At 69.6% G+C, this 18104-nt stretch carries 19 protein-coding genes; 12 read left to right on the top strand and 7 right to left on the bottom strand.

Annotation, left to right across the window (positions count from 1 at the left end; translation table 11 throughout):
• Window positions 1-446: 446 nt before the first annotated feature.
• The 3 genes from AB0N66_RS41905 to AB0N66_RS41895 all read right to left on the bottom strand — a co-directional run bounded on the left by AB0N66_RS41905 (window position 447) and on the right by AB0N66_RS41895 (window position 4025).
• Window positions 447-1556, bottom strand: a complete 1110-nt coding sequence (locus AB0N66_RS41905) for a PfkB family carbohydrate kinase (RefSeq protein WP_365446072.1) — start codon at window positions 1554-1556, stop codon at window positions 447-449.
• Between the two features lie 208 nt (window positions 1557-1764).
• Entirely contained in the window at window positions 1765-3060 is a 1296-nt protein-coding gene (locus AB0N66_RS41900; protein ID WP_365446070.1) for a glucarate dehydratase family protein, read from the bottom strand.
• Window positions 3057-4025, bottom strand: coding sequence for a 5-dehydro-4-deoxyglucarate dehydratase (locus AB0N66_RS41895; protein ID WP_365446067.1), 969 nt, complete (start codon window positions 4023-4025; stop codon window positions 3057-3059). The genes AB0N66_RS41900 and AB0N66_RS41895 overlap by 4 nt, the downstream gene beginning before the upstream one ends.
• Window positions 4026-4132: 107 nt before the next feature.
• On the opposite strand from AB0N66_RS41895, the gene AB0N66_RS41890 reads away from it, so the two are divergent.
• The 5 genes from AB0N66_RS41890 (at window position 4133) to AB0N66_RS41870 (ending at window position 8385) form a co-directional block, all read left to right on the top strand.
• Entirely contained in the window at window positions 4133-4927 is a 795-nt protein-coding gene (locus tag AB0N66_RS41890) for an IclR family transcriptional regulator (RefSeq protein WP_365446064.1), read from the top strand.
• A 232-nt stretch (window positions 4928-5159) separates the two neighbouring features.
• Window positions 5160-6218: a PhoH family protein gene (locus tag AB0N66_RS41885; RefSeq protein ID WP_365446062.1), complete on the top strand. Its 1059-nt coding sequence runs from the start codon at window positions 5160-5162 to the stop codon at window positions 6216-6218.
• A 12-nt stretch (window positions 6219-6230) separates the two neighbouring features.
• Entirely contained in the window at window positions 6231-6728 is a 498-nt protein-coding gene (gene ybeY / locus AB0N66_RS41880) for an rRNA maturation RNase YbeY (RefSeq protein WP_365446059.1), read from the top strand.
• Window positions 6725-8029: a hemolysin family protein gene (locus tag AB0N66_RS41875; RefSeq protein WP_365446056.1), complete on the top strand. Its 1305-nt coding sequence runs from the start codon at window positions 6725-6727 to the stop codon at window positions 8027-8029. Before ybeY ends, AB0N66_RS41875 begins: the two co-directional genes overlap by 4 nt.
• Complete coding sequence (locus tag AB0N66_RS41870) at window positions 8026-8385, top strand: MmcQ/YjbR family DNA-binding protein (protein ID WP_365446053.1); 360 nt, start codon at window positions 8026-8028, stop codon at window positions 8383-8385. The genes AB0N66_RS41875 and AB0N66_RS41870 overlap by 4 nt, the downstream gene beginning before the upstream one ends.
• Before the next feature lie 197 nt (window positions 8386-8582).
• Here AB0N66_RS41870 and AB0N66_RS41865 read toward each other — a convergent pair whose 3' ends face one another.
• Window positions 8583-8705, bottom strand: coding sequence for a hypothetical protein (locus AB0N66_RS41865; RefSeq protein ID WP_365446050.1), 123 nt, complete (start codon window positions 8703-8705; stop codon window positions 8583-8585).
• 434 nt (window positions 8706-9139) lie between these two features.
• Between AB0N66_RS41865 and AB0N66_RS41860 the strand changes: the two genes are divergently transcribed.
• Together AB0N66_RS41860 and AB0N66_RS41855 are read left to right on the top strand one after the other, a co-directional pair.
• Window positions 9140-10060 (top strand): helix-turn-helix transcriptional regulator, encoded by a 921-nt coding sequence (locus tag AB0N66_RS41860; protein WP_365446047.1) that lies wholly within the window; start codon window positions 9140-9142, stop codon window positions 10058-10060.
• A gap of 111 nt (window positions 10061-10171) precedes the next feature.
• A complete protein-coding gene (locus tag AB0N66_RS41855) occupies window positions 10172-10390 on the top strand; it encodes a DUF397 domain-containing protein (RefSeq protein ID WP_365446044.1) in 219 nt (72 codons plus the stop codon).
• Window positions 10391-10430: 40 nt separating this feature from the next.
• Here AB0N66_RS41855 and AB0N66_RS41850 read toward each other — a convergent pair whose 3' ends face one another.
• Window positions 10431-11846, bottom strand: a complete 1416-nt coding sequence (locus AB0N66_RS41850) for an MFS transporter (protein WP_365446041.1) — start codon at window positions 11844-11846, stop codon at window positions 10431-10433.
• Window positions 11847-11994: 148 nt separating this feature from the next.
• On the opposite strand from AB0N66_RS41850, the gene AB0N66_RS41845 reads away from it, so the two are divergent.
• The 3 genes from AB0N66_RS41845 (at window position 11995) to AB0N66_RS41835 (ending at window position 14270) form a co-directional block, all read left to right on the top strand.
• Window positions 11995-12816, top strand: coding sequence for a helix-turn-helix transcriptional regulator (locus AB0N66_RS41845; protein ID WP_365446077.1), 822 nt, complete (start codon window positions 11995-11997; stop codon window positions 12814-12816).
• Between the two features lie 237 nt (window positions 12817-13053).
• On the top strand, window positions 13054-13407 hold the full coding sequence (locus AB0N66_RS41840) for a cytidine deaminase (protein WP_365446038.1): 354 nt from the start codon (window positions 13054-13056) through the stop codon (window positions 13405-13407).
• A gap of 386 nt (window positions 13408-13793) precedes the next feature.
• Window positions 13794-14270: a hypothetical protein gene (locus tag AB0N66_RS41835; protein ID WP_365446035.1), complete on the top strand. Its 477-nt coding sequence runs from the start codon at window positions 13794-13796 to the stop codon at window positions 14268-14270.
• Between the two features lie 125 nt (window positions 14271-14395).
• Here AB0N66_RS41835 and AB0N66_RS41830 read toward each other — a convergent pair whose 3' ends face one another.
• Window positions 14396-14734, bottom strand: coding sequence for a P-II family nitrogen regulator (locus AB0N66_RS41830; protein WP_365446032.1), 339 nt, complete (start codon window positions 14732-14734; stop codon window positions 14396-14398).
• A gap of 242 nt (window positions 14735-14976) precedes the next feature.
• Here AB0N66_RS41830 and era point away from each other — a divergent pair, with 242 nt between their 5' ends.
• On the top strand, window positions 14977-15936 hold the full coding sequence (gene era, locus AB0N66_RS41825; RefSeq protein WP_365446029.1) for a GTPase Era: 960 nt from the start codon (window positions 14977-14979) through the stop codon (window positions 15934-15936).
• Between the two features lie 120 nt (window positions 15937-16056).
• On the opposite strand, the gene AB0N66_RS41820 is transcribed toward era, so the two are convergent.
• Window positions 16057-16893 carry a helix-turn-helix transcriptional regulator gene (locus AB0N66_RS41820; RefSeq protein WP_365446026.1) on the bottom strand — a complete coding sequence of 279 codons (837 nt, stop codon included), beginning with the start codon at window positions 16891-16893 and terminating at the stop codon, window positions 16057-16059.
• A gap of 119 nt (window positions 16894-17012) precedes the next feature.
• On the opposite strand from AB0N66_RS41820, the gene AB0N66_RS41815 reads away from it, so the two are divergent.
• Entirely contained in the window at window positions 17013-17867 is an 855-nt protein-coding gene (locus tag AB0N66_RS41815; RefSeq protein ID WP_365446075.1) for an NAD(P)-dependent oxidoreductase, read from the top strand.
• Window positions 17868-18104: the final 237 nt, after the last annotated feature.

Raw genomic sequence — 18104 nt, 5'->3', positions numbered from 1 at the left:
TGACAGGACATCACACCTCTGCACTTCCGATCAGCCGGATCAGACGTCGGGCAGGAAGCGAGGGGTCCGGTGACGCGAACGTAAGCGACGGGCATGTGATGTACCGGCCCCCGGCCCCTTCCGCCGGTGGGCATCTTTCGGTTTTCAGCCCGTCCGGGGAGTAGAGGGCGAGGTGGTGGCGCCGCCGTCCCGGTCCTTTGCCCCGCCCCCGATCCCCCACCCACCCGTGGAGGCTCCGCTCTTCAGCCCCGGCCGGCAGTCTTCAGCCCGTTCGGCGGTGGAGAGGTCTTTTAGCCTGTCCGGCGTTTGAGGACGAGGCCGTTCAGGCCGATGGCGGGGGTCTGGGGGTGGCAGCCCCCAGGTACGGGAATGGGTAGGGGCGGAGGGGGCGAATGAATGCCCTTTGCTCAACCGGGTTGGAGAGGCCGCGGTGGGGCGCGGTCGGGTCAGGTTGAGCGGCCGAAGCCGATGGTGGGGATGGCTCGGCGTAGGGGCCAGGGGCGGGACGCTTCTGGGAGTAGGGACTCCAGGAAGGAGTACCGCTGGAGCGCGGTGGGATCCTGGTCGTCGACGGACTGGACGCGGCGCCACCACGCGGCGATCTCGGACCAGCCGGGAGCCGACAGGGATCCGCCGAACTCCTGGACGGAGAGCGCGGCGGTGAGGCCGGCGAAGGCGAGGCGGTCGGCGAGGGGCCAGTCGGCGAGGGTGCCCATGACGAAGCCGGCGACGAAGACGTCCCCCGCGCCGGTGGGGTCCATGGCCTCGACGGCGATGGCGGGCACCTCGGCACTCTGCCCGGTACGCGCGTCCACGGCGTACGCCCCCTCCGCACCGAGGGTGACCACGGCGACCGGCACATGCTCGGTGAGCGCATGCGCCGCGGCGCGCGGAGAGGACGCGCCGGTGTAGCGCATCGCCTCCTCGGCGTTGGGCAGGAACGCCTCGCAGTGCGCGAGATCGGGCAGCCCCGCCAGATCCCAGGCCCCCGTGTCGTCCCAGCCGACGTCCGCGAAGATCCGGGTGCCCTTGCTCGCGGCCTGCGCGATCCAGGGCGCGGGTTTGCCGGGCGTGAGGGCGGCGACGGCGGCACGCGCGATCGGGGGGCAGTCGGGGGCCGGTTCCTCCGGGGGCGGCTCGTGGCCGTGGGAGACCATCGTGCGCTCCCCCTCGTACGCCATCGACACGGTGACCGGCGAGTGCCAGCCGGGCACGGTGCGGGACGGGGAGAGGTCGATGTGCTCGCCCTGCTCCAGGGCGTCCCAGCAGTACTCCCCGTAGTGGTCGTCCCCGAAGGCCGCCGCCAGCGAGGTCTTCAGGCCGAGCCGCGCCAGCGCCGTCGCCATGTTCGCCACGCCGCCGGGGCTCGACCCCATCCCGCGCGCCCAGGACTCGGTCCCGCGCACCGGCGCGGAGTCGAGCCCGGTGAAGATGATGTCGAGGAACACGGTGCCCGTGAGGTAGACGTCCCAGGGCGGATCCTGGGGCGTGCGCAGCCCGGCGAGCGGGTCGACATGCGCGTGGCAGTACGGTCGCTCTCCGTTGGATGCGATCACGGTGCGCTCCCTGACGTGGTGCGGATTCACGCCAGTCTGCACCACGCCGTGTGCTCAGTGGCGCTGAGCACGCCCGCGTCGTCTGTCGCGTCAGGGTCTCGTGGGAAACGTTCCCGCAGGTCCGGGGCCCGGTGTCCGGGCCGCGGAGAGTGTGGCCGTCCGGGCCGCGGCGGCCCGGACCGGCTTGTGGCGCGTCCGGATTCGGTCGTTACCAGCGGGGGACGGCCGGCGTGACCCACTCCGGGTCGGCGATCCGCATCGCGGCCGCGTCGTCTCGGTCGTGCAGTGTGCCGTCGTCGTCGAGCCACCGCTGGTGCAGGAACCGCAGCTTGTCCTGGTCGAGTTCGACACCGAGGCCGGGCGCGTCGGAGACCTTGACCGAGCCGTCCTCGAAGGTGAGGCGCTGTGTCAGTACGTCCTCGGACTGCCAGGGGTAGTGCGAGTCGCAGGCGTGGTGGAGATCGGGGACCGTCGAGGCGACGTGGGTCATCGCGGCGAGGCTGATCCCCAGGTGGGTGTTGGAGTGCATGGACACCCCTACGCCGAACGTCCGGCAGATGGCGGCCAGTTCACGCGTGTTGCGCAGTCCGCCCCAGTAGTGGTGGTCGGACAGGACGACCTGCACGGCTCCCTTCGTGAAGGCCTCCTGGATCTCCGCGAAGGTCGTCACGCACATGTTGGTGGCCAGGGGGACGGAGGTGTGCGCCGCTACTTCCGCCATGGCGGGTGTGCCGAGTGCGGGGTCCTCCAGGTATTCGAGTACGTCTCCCAGTTCCTCCGCGACCTTCAGTGAAGTCGCCACGGACCAGGCGCCGTTGGGGTCCAGGCGGAGCGGATGTCCGGGGAAGGCCTCGGCCAGGGCTCGTACGGCGGCGATTTCCTCGTCAGGTGGGAAGACGCCGCCCTTGAGCTTGAACGAGGTGAACCCGTACCGCTCGGTGAACTTCCTCGCCTGCTCGACGACTCCGGCCGGGTCCACTGCCGCACCCCAGTCGTCCTTCTCGCTCTCGACCCCGGCGGGGTGTTCGGCCCACCGGTAGAAGAGGTACGCGCTGTACTCCACCGCGTCCCGTACCTTGCCGCCGAGCAGCGCGTGCACCGGCAGCCCGAGTGTCTTGCCGAGCGCGTCCAGACAGGCCACCTCGAAGCCGGAGACCACGGACAGGCGCAGTTTGTCGGCGGTCTGGACGCCGCGCAGGCCGCCGACGTCGATCTGGTCGTCGACCCGGCCCTGGTCGACGGCCACCTCGTCGGCGACGGTGAACAGCCCGTTGAGGTCGGTGAGTTGGCGGCCCACGAGTTTCTCGGCGAACGGGCGGGCGAGTTCCAGGTACTTGCTGTCGCCGTAGGTCTCGCCGACACCCGTCACGCCGTTCGCCGTGACGACCTCCACGATCAGCCGGGGGGTGTACGGCTGGTGCACGCCCTGCGTGTTGAGCAGTGGCGGGTCGGCCACCAGGATCGGCGTCAGCCGGACGTCTGTGATGGTGAGGTCGTGGGTCACAGAGCGGCTCCTACGGAGGCGGCGGGCGCGGGGACGAGGGCCAGTCCGGTCGCGAGCAGCTTCTCCAGGTCGGCCAGGTCCGCGGGGGACGGGTCGGTGAGCGGGGCGCGGACCGGGCCCACCGGGCGGCCGCGCAGTCGGGCGGCCGCCTTCACGAGCGAGACGGCGTATCCGGTCTGGCGGTCGCGGAGTTCGACGAAGGGGATGTAGAAGTCGCGCAGCAGCCGGTCCATGGCGGCGTCGTCACCGTCCCGGTGAGCCGCGAAGAACGCGTCGGCGATCTCGGGCGCGAACGCGTGCACGGCCGACGAGTACGCCGGGACGCCGACAGCGGCGTACGCGCGGGCCTGGATCTCCGCGGTGGCGGCCCCGTTGAAGAACAGGAAACCCTCGGGTGCGGCGAGCGTGAGCCGCTGGAGCCGGTCGAGGTCGCTGTGTCCGTCCTTGAGGCCGATGACGCCGGGGACGCGGGCGAGACGCCTCAACGACTGGGTGTTGAAGGCGACTTGGCCGCGCTGGTAGACGATGAGCGGCAGCCGGGTGCGCAGGGCGATCTGCTCCACCTGCGCGACGAGTCCCTCCTGCGGCCCCGCGACGAGATAGTGCGGCAGCACGAGCAGGGCGTCGGCGCCGGCCTCCTCGGCGATGCGCGCGAACCGGGCTGCCTGGGCCCATCCGTACCCGATCCCGGCGACGACGGGCAGACGCCCGGCCGCCGCCTCGACCGTCGTGGTGACGACCTGCCGGTACTCGTCCTCGTCCAGTGAGAAGAACTCGCCGGTGCCGCACGCCGGGAAGACCGCGCCGGGACCGGCGGCGATCTGCGCCGCCACATGCGTACGGAAGCCGTCGAGGTCGAGGGAGCCGTCGCCGTGGAAGCTGGTGAGCGGGAAGGACAGCACGCCTCGTGCCATCCCGTCGCGCAGCCGCTCCACGATGGCCTCTCTGTCTACGTCCGCGGTCATCCCCGTCACCATCTCCGTATGTAGATGTCGTCTACGTATGAAGATGAAGATTAGGTACGCGAACGAGAGTCGTCAATGGTTCCGGCCGACACGCCTACGATCTGCACATGCCAGAACCCACTGACGAGCGCGGAGTGCGCGAGGTGAAGTCCGCCGCGCGCACGGTCGGGTTGCTGGAACTGCTGGCCGAGCGGGGCGACCGGCCCGCACGCCTCCAGGAGCTCGCGGACGCACTCGGGGTGCCCCGCAGCTCGATGTACGCGCTGCTCCAGACCCTGATCAGCCGGGGCTGGGTGCGCACGGACGTCACGGGTTCGCTGTACGGGATCGGCATCCACGCCCTGCTGACGGGCACCAGCTACCTGGACTCGGACCCGCGCGTGCGCGCCGTACGCCCGTATCTCGACGAGGCGTCGCAGGCGCTCGGCGAGACGGTCCACATGGGGCGCCTTGACGGCACGGACGTGGCCTACCTCGCCACCCGCGAATCGCACGAGTACCTGCGCACCATCAGCCGGGTGGGCCGCCGGCTGCCCGCCCATGTGGGCGCCCTCGGCAAGGCGCTGCTGGCCGAGCGCCCCGACGAAGAGCTGCCCGAGGGCCCGTACGTCCCCGCCACCCCGCGCACCCACACCGACCGTGACGCCCTGGCGGCGGACCTGGCCCGTACCCGCGCCCGTGGCTACTCCGTCGACCGGGAGGAGGGCGTCCTCGGCATCGTGGGCTTCGGCTTCGCTCTGCGGTACGACGTTCCCGCTCAGGACGCCATCAGCTGCTCGGTCCCCGTCGTCCGGCTGCACCCCGCCCACGAGGACCGGATCATCACGGTCATGCGCGAGATCCGGGCCAAGATCGAGGCGGCGACCCCCGGCGGGGGAGCGGGCGCCCCGCGCTGGCGTTGACGGCTCACGGCTCACGGCTCACGGCTGTCGGCTGACGCCTGACGCCTGACGCCTGACGCCTGACGCCTGACGCCTGACGCCTGACGCCTGACGCCTGACGAACGCGACGCCGCACGTCACAGTGAAAAGCCCTACGGACTTGTCAGTGCGGAGTCGTACTCTTGGAATCGCAAGGCTGCCCCTGTGGCAAGCGTGCCGATCGAGGAGGAAAAGCAGGCCTCAGAGCCGGCCCATGACTCAGACACCCACAGCACAGACCCCCGCACAGGGGCAGGCACGAGCGCGTTTCACGGTCCCCGCGAACCACCCCATGGTCACCGTGCTGGGATCCGGCGACGCCCTCCTGCGAGTGATCGAGAAGGCCTTCCCGGCGGCCGACATCCATGTCCGGGGCAATGAGATCAGCGCGGTCGGCGACGCCGGTGAAGTCGCCCTCGTCCAGCACCTGTTCGACGAGATGATGCTGGTGCTCCGCACCGGGCAGCCGATGACGGAGGACGCCGTGGAACGCTCGATCGCGATGCTCAGAGCGAGCGAGAACGGGGAGGGTGACGGCCAGGAGACCCCGGCCGAGGTCCTCACGCAGAACATCCTGTCCTCGCGGGGCCGCACCATCCGCCCCAAGACGCTCAACCAGAAGCGGTACGTCGACGCCATCGACAAGAACACGATCGTGTTCGGCATCGGCCCCGCCGGTACCGGCAAGACGTATCTCGCCATGGCGAAGGCCGTACAGGCGCTCCAGACCAAGCAGGTCAGCCGCATCATCCTCACCCGCCCGGCGGTGGAGGCGGGTGAGCGGCTGGGATTCCTCCCGGGCACGCTCTACGACAAGATCGACCCGTATCTGCGGCCGTTGTACGACGCGCTGCACGACATGCTCGACCCGGACTCGATCCCACGGCTGATGGCGGCGGGGACGATCGAGGTGGCGCCGCTCGCCTATATGCGTGGCCGTACGCTCAATGACGCCTTCATCATCCTGGACGAGGCCCAGAACACCAGCGCCGAGCAGATGAAGATGTTCCTGACCCGGCTCGGCTTCGAATCGAAGATCGTGATCACGGGTGACGTGACGCAGGTCGACCTGCCGAACGGGACGACGTCGGGTCTGCGGCAGGTCCAGGACATCCTGGAGGGTGTTCCGGACGTGCACTTCTCACGGCTCACGTCGAGCGATGTCGTACGGCACAAGCTGGTCGGCCGTATCGTCGACGCGTACGAGAAGTACGACAGCGAGAACGGCACCGAGAACGGCTCCCACAAGGGCCGCGGGCATAGCGGGAAGTAGACCAGCAAGACCATGTCGATCGACGTCAACAACGAGTCCGGAACCGAGGTCGGCGAGCAGGCGATCCTCGACATCGCCCGCTACGCGCTCGCGCGGATGCGCATCCACCCGCTCTCCGAGCTCTCGGTGATCGTCGTGGACGCCGACGCCATGGAGCAGCTGCACATCCAGTGGATGGACCTGCCGGGGGCGACGGACGTCATGTCGTTCCCCATGGACGAGCTGCGGCCGCCGTCCAAGGACGACGACGAACCGCCGCAGGGTCTGCTCGGTGACATCGTCCTCTGCCCGGAGGTCGCCGAGCGGCAGGGCAAGGAAGCCGAGACGCAGCACTCCATGGACGAGGAGCTTCAGCTCCTGACCGTCCACGGGGTGCTGCATCTGCTCGGGTACGACCACGAGGAGGCCGACGAGAAGGCCGAGATGTTCGGTCTTCAGGCGGCCATCGTGGACGGCTGGCGCGCGGACAAGGGCATGACGGGTCCCTCGCCGGCCCCGACCGTGTCATGAGTCCCCAACTCGTCGCCGGCGCCGTCCTGTTGGTCGTCGTCGCCTGGCTCGCCGCCTGCGCGGAGGCGGGCCTCGCGCGCGTCTCCAGCTTCCGCGCGGACGAGGCCGTACGGTCCGGGCGGCGCGGCAGCGCGAAGCTCGCGCGGGTCGCCGCCGACCCGACCCGCTATCTGAACGTCGCGCTGCTGGTGCGCGTCGCCTGCGAGATGGCCGCCGCCGCGCTCGTCACGTACGCGTGCCTCCAGCAGTTCGAGGAGACCTGGCAGGCCCTCGCGGTCGCCATCGGCGTCATGGTCCTCGTCTCGTACGTCGCGGTCGGCGTCTCGCCCCGCACCATCGGCCGCCAGCACCCGCTGAACACGGCGACGGCGGCGGCGTACGTACTGCTTCCGCTCGCGCGGATCATGGGCCCGATCCCGTCGCTGCTCATCCTCATCGGCAACGCGCTCACACCCGGCAAGGGCTTCAGGCGCGGACCGTTCGCCTCCGAGGCCGAGCTGCGCGCGCTGGTCGACCTCGCGGAGAAGGAGTCCCTCATCGAGGACGAGGAGCGCCGCATGGTGCACTCCGTCTTCGAGCTCGGCGACACCCTCGTACGGGAAGTGATGGTGCCGCGGACGGACCTGGTCGTCATCGAGCGGTACAAGACCATCCGGCAGGCGCTCACGCTGGCACTGCGCTCCGGTTTCTCGCGCATTCCCGTCACCGGGGAGAGCGAGGACGACATCGTCGGGATGGTGTACCTGAAGGACCTCGTCCGCAAGACGCACATCAGCCGCGAGGCCGAGAGCGAGCTGGTGTCCACCGCCATGCGGCCCGCCACTTTCGTACCCGACACCAAGAACGCGGGCGATCTGCTGCGCGAGATGCAGCAGGAGCGCAACCACGTCGCCGTCGTCATCGACGAGTACGGCGGCACAGCCGGCATCGTCACCATCGAAGACATCCTCGAGGAGATCGTCGGCGAGATCACCGACGAGTACGACCGTGAGCTGCCGCCGGTCCAGGAGCTCGGCGACGACCGCTACCGCGTCACCGCCCGTCTCGACATCGGCGACCTCGGCGAGCTGTACGGCTTCGAGGCGTACGACGACGAGGACGTGGAGACGGTCGGCGGGCTGCTCGCGAAGGCACTGGGGCGCGTACCGATCGCCTCGGCGTCGGCGGTGGTCGAGCTGCCCGACGGGCGGGAACTGCGACTGACGGCCGAGGCCGCGGCCGGACGCCGGAACAAGATCGTCACGGTGCTGGTCGAGCCGGTGGGCCCGACGGATCCCGCCGAGAAGGAGAAGCCGGAGTGACTCCGCAGCGGCTTCGCGCGTTCTGCCTGTCCTTCAACGCGACCGTCGAGGACTTCCCCTTCAACCCGGACACCTCGGTCTTCAAGGTGCTGGGGAAGCTGTTCGCCCTGACGAACCTGGGCGCGCGGCCACTGACGGTCAACCTGAAGTGCAACCCGGACGACGCCGTACGACTGCGCGAGGAGCACCCCGGCCTCATCATCCCGGGCTACCACATGAACAAGCGGCACTGGAACACCGTGACCGTCGACGGCGAGCTCCCGGACCGGCTGGTGCGGGAACTGATCGAGGACTCGTACGACCTGGTGGTCGCGGGGTTGCCACGCGCGGAGCGGCTCCGGTTGGACCGGGCGTGACCCCGCCCAGCTGTCGATGACCTGTTGACCTGATTCCGACGGGTCGACCGGACGGGGAAATCGCGGCAGAATGGTGAGTTCGGCGGGCTCTCAACAGGCCCACTCCGTGTAGGCCGAGCAGCACACTCGGAGTGGAACCTGCTTCTACTGGCGTCCGCTTCCATGGCCCCGGCTTCTCTTGACCGGGGCCATTTCTCTCACACGCGGCGGAGCACCTCTTCGATGATCTTGTAGATCAAGAGAATGAGGCTTGCCCAGGGAACGGTGTACGCCACCCTGTCCGTCCACGTGTTGCGGCGCCCCTCAGGCTCTGTGGCCATGGGGCTGCTCCTCCCTTCCGATGGCTCCACATACCTTGTGGATACCGCGGCGATCCACAAGTGCCGAGTCGGCGGAAGTCGGGGCGGCTCCCGGGGGGTTGGCGTCAACTTCGCTACTGCTTGGTTGAACCTCCTTTCGTGGAGCCGGAGTTGAGGGCCGTGTCGGATGTCCGGCAACGTAGCCCTCGACACCAGCGTAGCCCGCTGGCGGACGGGTGAACAGTCCTAACTGCTGACTCCGACTCGGTGTGTCCGATACGTTGGGTCCGAAGTGCGACATAGCATCCCGAGAGTTGGCGCAACCAGCGCGACCCCCGCCACCAGTGGTGATCTGTGCCGCGTTACGTGCATGTGTTCTCTTGGAGAGGTATCGATGTGTAACCATCAAGACTGCTATGTCGCAACTCGATTGGTCCTCATGGGGGTAGAGGACCATGGGTGAGCCGAGTAGGCCGAGTCCGGCACTCCAGCGGATCCGGCTCCGCACGGAACTCCGCAGGGCACGGACCCGGGCGCGTCTGACGCAACGTCAGGTAGCGGAAAAAATGGAGTGGAGTCCGTCCAAGCTGATCCGCATCGAGGCGGGCGAAGTCGGGATCACGGTCAATGACCTGCGGCCCCTTCTCGCCGTCTACGACATCACGGACCGGCGGACGATCGACACGCTGCTCGATCTCGCCCGGGGCAGCCGAAAAATGCCGTTCACCGAGTTCCGGGACATCTACTCCAAGGAGTTCCTCCAGTTCCTGGCTCTGGAGACCTCGGCAACACTCATCCGGCACTTCAACTCCCTTCAGATTCCAGGGCTGTTGCAGACGGAGGAGTACGGGCGCGCCATCATCCGCGCCTACGACAGCGGTGTGGCACAGGAGACGCTGGACCGCTATGTCGAGGCGCGGCTTTCCCGCCAGGAGTTGCTCCAGGGTGATGAGGGCCCGGAGTTCTTCTTCATCCTCGACGAGTCGGTGATCCGCAGGCAGGTCGGCGGGCGAGGGGTGATGCGTGCCCAGCTCGAGCGGCTGGCCGAACTGGCGGCCCGCCCGAGGATCCACATCCTGATCCTTCCGTTCAGTGTGGGTGCCCACGCCGGCATTCAAGGGCCCTTCACGCTGTTCGAGTTCGAGGCGGAGGAGATGCCGGACTCGTTCTACCTGGAGAATCCGCGCGGCGACTCCTACGCCAGCAACGATCCCGAGGAGACGGGGCGATACGTCGAAAGGTTCTGGGAGTTGGAGGACCTGAGCATCAAGGACCATGTCGACGGCCTGCTGCGCAGGGTGGCGGAGAGGCTGGGGGAGGGGGGCGACGATCTCGCGTCGCTCCTGGAAGCCGGCGCGGCGCCCGAAGCGGAGTAACTCCCCCTGTTTAAGAGGACCTTGGCGAGAAACGTCTCGTTCTTATTCCAATGAACGACCGTTACTCTGGAAGAGGTGCTGCGTGTCCACACCCGGGTTGGAGGGGACAGCGTGGGTGGCTCATGGTCGTGGCGCAAGAGCAGTGTGAGTGGCGGTGGCGGAAACGACTGCGTGGAGATCGCCTGGACCGGCGAAGCGGTTCTGGTGCGGGACTCCAGAGTTCCACGGGGAGTGGTGCTCGTTTTCGACCCTGTCGCCTGGCGCACCTTCCTGACTTCGGTGCCGCCCAAGTCCTCATCGGCATCGGCCGAGCCGACGGCCCGCCCCTGACATCAGGGGCGGGCCGACGTCGTGAAGGGGGGACGGGGCATCAGTCCCGGACGCGCCTGCCGAGGCCCGTCCCGACCAGCACCGCAGCCACCAGCACGATGCCCGCGTCCAGGGACAGCACCGTGTGGACGCCGGACAGGAGGTCGGTGGAGGTGGTGGCCAGGATGCCCAGGAGCGGGATGCCGATGGTGATGCCGACCTGCTGGGTGGAGGTCACCAGGCCGGTGGCCAGGCCCTGTTCCTCGTCGGGGACGCCCGAGGTGACGGTCAGGCCGTACGAGATGATCGCGCCGAGGTGGCACATGCTGGCCAGCGAGACCGCCGCGGTGGCCAGCCAGACCGACCAGCCGCCCGCGCCGAGGCCGAGCAGCGCGCCGGTGAGGACCCCCTGGCCCGCCAGCGAGCCGACCAGCGTACGGCGGGCGCCGAAGCGGCCGATGACCTTCGGGGCGTACACCCCGGCGACCACCGACAGGATGCCCTGCACGCCGAAGACCAGGCCCGTCTCGAACGCCGACAGTCCCAGGGTCTCCTGGAGGTACAGGGTCAGCACGAAGATCACCGTAGACATCATCGAGAAGGTGACCAGACCGCCCAGGTTGCCCCACGCCACCGTGCGGCGGCGCAGCATGGGCAGGCTGACCAGCGGAGCCGCGGCGCGCGACTCGACGTACACGAAGGCGGCGAGCAGTGCGACGCCCGCGACGAGGGTGGTGATGACGTCGGCGCCGCCGAAGCCGCGCTCGGCCGCTGTCGACAGCGAGTAGATCAGGGCCAGCAGACCGCCGGTGACCGTGACGGCACCCGGGATGTCCAGGCGTGGGCGGTCCGGGGTGCGCGACTCCGGCAGCAGGCCGGGCGCCAGCGGCAGCACGATCAGCGCGAAGAGCGTGAGCAGGCCCATCGTGGAGCGCCAGCTCAGTACGTCGGTCAGGACCCCGCCCGCGACCATGCCGATCGTGAAGCCGAGCGAGAGGAGTGTGCCGGAGATGCCCAGGGCGCGGGCGCGCGCCGGGCCCTCCGGGAACGTCGTCGTCAGCAGCGACATGCCCGTCGGGACGATCGCCGCCGCGCCGAGCCCTTGCAGCGCCCGCGCCGTCAGGAAGGACGCCGGGTCCCAGGCGACGGTCGCGAGCAGTGAGGCCGACCCGAACAGGGCGAGGCCGGTCAGGAACAGCCTGCGGCGCCCGTACAGATCACCGATGCGGCCGAAGAGGAGCAGGAATCCGCCCGACGGCAGCGCGAAGGCGGTGACCGCCCACTGCAGGGCGGACCGGCTCATACCGAGGTCCGCGCCGAGCACGGGCAGCGCCACGTTCAGCACGGAGAAGTCGAGCGCGACCATGAACTGGGCCGCGCAGAGGACGAAGAGGACAAGCTTGTCGCGGGTCGACAGGCGGGTGTCGAGCGGGTGTTGCGGGGTTCGCAGGGGACTTGAGGCGGTGTCGGTGGGCATGGGCAAGAGCTTGCTGCGGCCGGAATAACCGTGGGGAGCCGGAACTTATGCTGGTGGTCGCACCACCAGTCGCCAGTAGGGGGATTCGTACGTGGCTGAAGACGCGGCGCTCAAGACGCACCGGCTGAGGGAGTTGCGCGAGTTCCTGATGAGCCGCCGTGCGCGGGTCACCCCGGCCGAGGCGGGTCTGCCGGACGGCGGGGCCCGGCGCCGTACGCCCGGTCTGCGCCGCGAGGAGGTCGCCGTGCTCGCGGGTGTCGGCGCGTCCTGGTACCAGTGGCTGGAGCAGGGACGGGACATCTCCGTCTCGCCGCAGGTCCTCGACGCGGTGTCCCGGGTGCTGCGGCTGAGCAACGCCGAGCGACGCCATCTGTATGTGCTCGCCGGGCTGAACCCGCCCGCGCCCGAAGTGGCGCCCGAGGTGCGGGACATGTGCGACGGGCTGCGACGGCTGATCGACACGTGGATGCCGTATCCGGCGCACATCATGGACCAGTACTACAACTGCGTGATGTACAACGACGCTGCCGCCATGGTCCTCGGCATGCGCCCCGAGAACACCCAGAACTGCATCGTCGACTTCTTCACCGACCCGCTCTACCGGGGGCGTTCCCGGACCTGGGAGCTGAACGCCCAGACGGTGGTCGCCCAGTTCCGTGCCTCTTGTGCAGCCGCCCCCGACGACGAGGGGTTCCGGGAGCTGCTGGCCCGGTTGACGGCGGCCGGCCCGGAGTTCACCGCGTTGTGGGAGCGGCGGGACATCCAGGACGCGGGGCAGATCCGCAAGGAGCTCGACCATCCGATGGTCGGGCTCCTTGCCGTCGAGTCCACCGCGATGAAGGTGCCCGCCCGGCCCGACCTCACCGTCGTCCTGCACACGCCGCTGCCGGAGGCGAACACCGCGGCGAAGCTGGAGTGGCTGGCCTCGCCGGAGGGGCGGCGGGGGTCGATGTACCCGGTAGCGGGCTAGGGGGTGTCGTTCGGATCACCTCGGATCAGGCCGCGGCGCATGGTGCGGTGCATCGCAAGGCGGAGCATGACCCGGGTACTGGACGTACTCGGGTGATGCGACAACGCGGCGAGGTGCCGTGCCAGGCGTCGCGGACCCGGGGTGATCCAAACGGCACCCCCTAGGACAGGCCCTGGGCCGTGCCCTAGCGGCCGGGTGTACGAAACCGGTGGCCGGCGGGCTCGATAAGCTCCGTCCATGACCGAGAACTCCGCCCTCGATCCCGAGGACCGCAAGATCGTCACCCTGGCCCGTTCGGCTCGGGCCCGTAACGGTGTGCCCGAGGGGGCGGCCGTGCGGGACGAGACGGGGCGTACGTATGTGGCCGGGAGTGTGGAGCTGCCTTCGTTGCGACTGAGCGCGCTGCGGACGGCTGTGGCCATGGCTGTGGCGTCGGGGGCGAAGTCGTTGGAGGCGGCGGCGGTGGTGACCGAGGCGGAGGCGGCGGCCGAGGAGGATCTGGCGGCTGTACGGGATCTGGGCGGGGCCGGGACGCCGGTACTGGTGGCCGGGCCTGACGGGGCTGTGCGTGTGCGGGTTGTCGCGGGCTGAGTTTTCCGCCCCCTCCGCCTCTCCCCGTCCCGTTTCTGAGGGCAGCAGCCCCCAGACCCCCACTTTTCGGCCTGGACGGCCTCGTCGGCTCTGTTATCAAGCGTTAGACAGGCTGAAAACCGGCCTTACCCCGGGTAACTTCGGCCACTTTTGCTGACCCCTGGAGGAATCCAGGAGGAGTCCCTTGCAATCGCCCGGCGCTCACGCCTCAATGGAACCGTCAGTTCCGACGGACCGTCAGATGTGTCGCCGCTCGCGGAACCGTCCGCGTACACACCACTCCACACCCTCACCGGCGTACCGGTGACGCGTCCGTGTGCCCGGCGCAAGACGGCGCCGTCCCTCCATCCCCACATGGCAATTCCCGTACAAGGGAAGGGAATCCGATGAAACGCATGCGACTCGGAAGCGCCGCGGCGATAGCCGCCGGCACCCTCGCCGCGACCGGTCTGGCCTTCGCGCCGACCGCCGCGGCCGTCACCCCACAGACGGCCACCATCAGCGCGACCTGCAGCCTTATCGGCAGCGGTGTGGCCACTCTCACGGCCACGCAGACCGGCACGGCCGCGACCATCACCGTCTCCTCCACCGAGATCACGACCCCGATAGGCCTGGGTGAGGACTCGGTCGCTGCCACGTTGACCCTGGTGAAGGCCAGTGGTGGCACCACCGTCTTCAGTGGCACGGAGAACCCCGCCATCCCGGCGGGCGGCGGGGTCACGGTCGGCCCCCTGACCGGCACTGTCGCCCCCGGTGACAGCCTGGAGGCCTTCGGAGGCTCCCTGCAGTTGTCGGTCTTGGGGATCCCCATCACCTGCACCGCGAGCGCGGCGCAGTCCCCGAGCCCGTTCGTGTTCGAGTAGCCACTAGGTACCAGCAGCACGCGCAGTACAAGCAGTACGCGAAGGCCGGTGTCGCCCGCGCGCGGCGGCACCGGTCCTCGTGGTCAGTCGTTTTCGGTGGTCGTGGTCGCGGTCGGTGAGGGGTCTCAGAGCGCGTCGGGGCCGCGCTCGTCCGTCCGTACCCGCACCACCGTCTCCACCGGCACCACCCACACCTTGCCGTCGCCGATCTTCCCGGTCTGCGCGGCCCGCACGACCGCGTCGAGGACCGCCTCGGAGTCGGCGTCGTCGACGACGACCTCGATACGAACCTTGGGTACCAGGTCGACCTGGTACTCGGCGCCGCGGTACACCTCGGTGTGGCCGCGCTGACGCCCGTACCCGCTGGCCTCCGTGACGGTCAGACCGTGCACGCCGAGTTCCTGGAGGGCGGTCTTGACCTCGTCGAGGCGGAACGGCTTGACGATCGCGGTGATGAGCTTCATGCCTGGGCCTTGACCTTCTGAGCGATGGGGGCGGGAGTGGGGGCGGGGATGGGGACGGATGGCGAGACCGGGGCGCCTTGACCGGCCCGGGACCTCGTGATCGTAGGCCGTCCCGGCGGGCGCCGTAAGGTCCAGGCCGGTCTGCTCATGCTGTGCGTGGGGGTTTTCTGAGCCGCCCCGCGGTGGCCGTGAGCGTCGCCGCTTCCGGTTGTCGTACGGCGGGGCTCCGATGATCAGGGACAATGGGCGCCATGAGTGTTCGTACCGAGTCATCCGAGCCGTCCGAGGCCATCCACCGCGCCGGCTTCGCCTGCTTCGTGGGCCGCCCCAACGCGGGCAAGTCCACGCTCACGAATGCTCTGGTCGGCCAGAAGGTGGCGATCACCGCGAACCAGCCGCAGACCACGCGGCACACGGTGCGGGGCATTGTGCACCGGGCCGACGCGCAGCTGATCCTGGTGGACACCCCCGGGCTCCACAAGCCGCGCACGCTGCTCGGTGAGCGGTTGAACGACATCGTGCGGACCACCTGGGCCGAGGTCGACGTCATCGGCTTCTGCCTGCCCGCGAACGAGAAGCTCGGCCCCGGTGACCGGTTCATCGCGAAGGAACTGGCGTCCATCAAGAAGACGCCGAAGATCGCGATCGTCACGAAGACCGACCTGGTGGACAGCAAGACGCTCGCCGAGCAGCTCATCGCCATCGACCAGCTCGGTACGGAGCTCGGGTTCGAGTGGGCGGAGATCGTGCCGGTGTCGGCGGTCGGGGACGACCAGGTGGGTCTGCTGGCCGACCTGATCGTGCCGCTCCTCCCGGAGGGGCCCGCGCTGTACCCGGAGGGTGACCTCACCGATGAGCCCGAGCAGGTCATGGTCGCTGAGCTGATCCGTGAGGCCGCGCTCGAAGGTGTGCGGGACGAACTGCCGCACTCCATCGCTGTCGTGGTGGAGGAGATGCTGCCGCGCGAGGACCGGCCCGCCGACAAGCCGCTCCTCGACATCCACGCGTTCGTCTACATCGAGCGGCCCAGCCAGAAGGGCATCATCATCGGGCCCAAGGGCAAGCGGCTGAAGGAAGTCGGCATCAAGTCGCGCAAGCAGATCGAGGCGCTGCTCGGTACGCCGGTGTTCCTCGACCTCCATGTGAAGGTCGCCAAGGACTGGCAGCGGGATCCTCGGCAACTGCGGAAGCTGGGGTTCTGAGGGGCGTTTTTCGCCCCCTCCGCCCCTGCCCATTCCCGTCACTTGGGGGCTCCGCCCCCAAACCCCCGCTCCTCAAACGCCGGAGGGGCTGAATCCCTCCCCGGCCGGCGCTAGAGATTTTCAGCCCGTGCTCGGCGACATGTCCTGTAGGCCCACCACGCGCAGCAGTTGGAGCCGTTCGTGGGACTCCGTGCCAGGGCGGGCGGTGTGGACGATCAGGAACTGGTCGTGGTCCGAGCTGAGCAGGGTCTCGCAGTCGAGTTCGAGCAGGCCGACGGTCGGATGCCGGAAGCGTTTGGTGGAGGCGCGGCGTACGGCGACCTCGTGCGTGTCCCACAGCTTGGCGAACTCCTCGCTGACCGCGCGGAGTTCGGCCACCAGCCGAGCCGGACGCGGGTCCTCGGGCCGCGCCGCGGTGACGGCGCGCAGGTTGGCGACATGGGAGCGGGCCAGCTCCGGATGGTCCTCGGCAGGGAAGAGGGCACGGGCCCTCGGGTCGGTGAAGAAGCGGCGAACCATATTGCGGTTGCCGTCCGCCTCGCCGACGAGGGCCGCCGCCATCGCGTTCTGCGCGAGCACGTCGCCGTAGTCCGTCGCGACCATCGCGGGCGCGTCGTGCAGCCGGTCGAGGATCAGCAGCAGCCCCGGCCGGACATGGGTGGACGCGCTCTCGGAGCGCGGCGGCTCCTCGCCCACCAGGTGGAAGAGGTGGTCCCGCTCGTCGCCGCTGAGCCGCAGTGCCCGCGCCAGCGCGCCCAGCATCTGTCGTGACGGGCGCGGCCCCCGCGACTGCTCCAGCCGTGTGTAGTAGTCCACGGACATCCCCGCGAGCCCCGCCACCTCCTCGCGCCGCAGGCCCGGCGTACGGCGCCGGGCGCCCGCAGTGAGCCCCACGTGGGAGGGCTCCAGGCGGGCGCGGCCACGGCGCAGGAAGTCGGCGAGTTCGGCACGGTTCACCCCTCCAGCGTGGCGCAACGCGCCCGTCTTATCCAGGGAGTGCTGATCCCCTGATCGAGAGGTCTCTCCCGCCGCCCGCCGCCTCGTCCCAGGCTGGCGGTACGAGAGAGGAGCACATGATGCTGACACTGGTGACGGGTACGACGGGTGAGGTCGGGCGCCGCTTCGTCCCACGGCTGCTGGCGCAGGCGCAGCCCGGCGAGCAGGTACGGGTCCTGGTCCGCGACGAGTCGAAGGCGTCCCGGTTCGCCGAACTGGGCGCGCAGGTCGCGGTCGGGGACCTGCGGGACTCCGAGACGCTCGGGAAGGCGCTCGCCGGAGCCGACGCGGTGGTGAACATCGCGGCTTCCTTCCGCGGCGTGCCGGACGACGAGGCACGGGCGGTCAACCGGGACGCGGCGCTGGAACTGGGGCGCGCGGCGGTCGCTTCCGGCGTACGCCGGTTCGTACAGGTCAGTACGAACCTCGTGTACGGCGCGGGGCGGGGCCGCCCGCACACCGAGTCCGACCCCTTCGTACCCGGCGGCCGCATGTGGGGCGCGTACCCGGAGTCGAAGGCCCAGGCCGAGCGCGGGCTGCTGGCCATGGCGGACCTTGACGTACGCGTCGGGCGGCTCTCGTTCGTCTACGGCGAAGGGGACCCGCACCTCGCCCAGGTGATGCGGTGGGCGGGGGACTGGGCCGCGACCCAGCGGTTGCAGATGGTCCACCACGTGGATGTGGCCCAGGGGCTGCTGCGTCTGCTGTACGCCCCGGGCGCCGACGGCCGTGTGTACAACATCGCGGACGACGCGCCGGTGACAACGGTCGAGCTGCACCAGCTCAACGGCCTTGAAGTCCCCGAGGACCTGCACGACCGGGCGGACGACGACCCGTGGCACGGCATCGTCTCCACCGGCCGCATCCGCCGCGAGCTGGGCTTCCGGCCCCTGTTTCCATCGGTGTGGACGGCGGTGGACGCGGGGGGACTCTAGGGCTGCTCCGCAGCGTGGGTGCTTGGCCGCCCGAACGGGTCCGGCGGCGGGGTGCGGGTGCCACCCGGTCGGGCGACGGCCGTCCGACGCTCCCCGAGGGGTGCTGCGGCCGGTCCGAACCGGGGCGCCGCCCGTCGCTCCGGCCGCGCTCCCCCTCCCCATTACCGTCTTCGTAGCCCCGCAACGGGGTTACCGGCCTTCGGAGTTGGCATGACTACCTCCCCTTGTCGAGTGCAT

The organism is Streptomyces sp. NPDC093544, from assembly GCF_040683495.1.
GTDB lineage: Bacteria > Actinomycetota > Actinomycetes > Streptomycetales > Streptomycetaceae > Streptomyces.
Note: the sequence above shows the minus strand (reverse complement) of the source record. Positions and strands in the feature narration are given on the sequence as shown.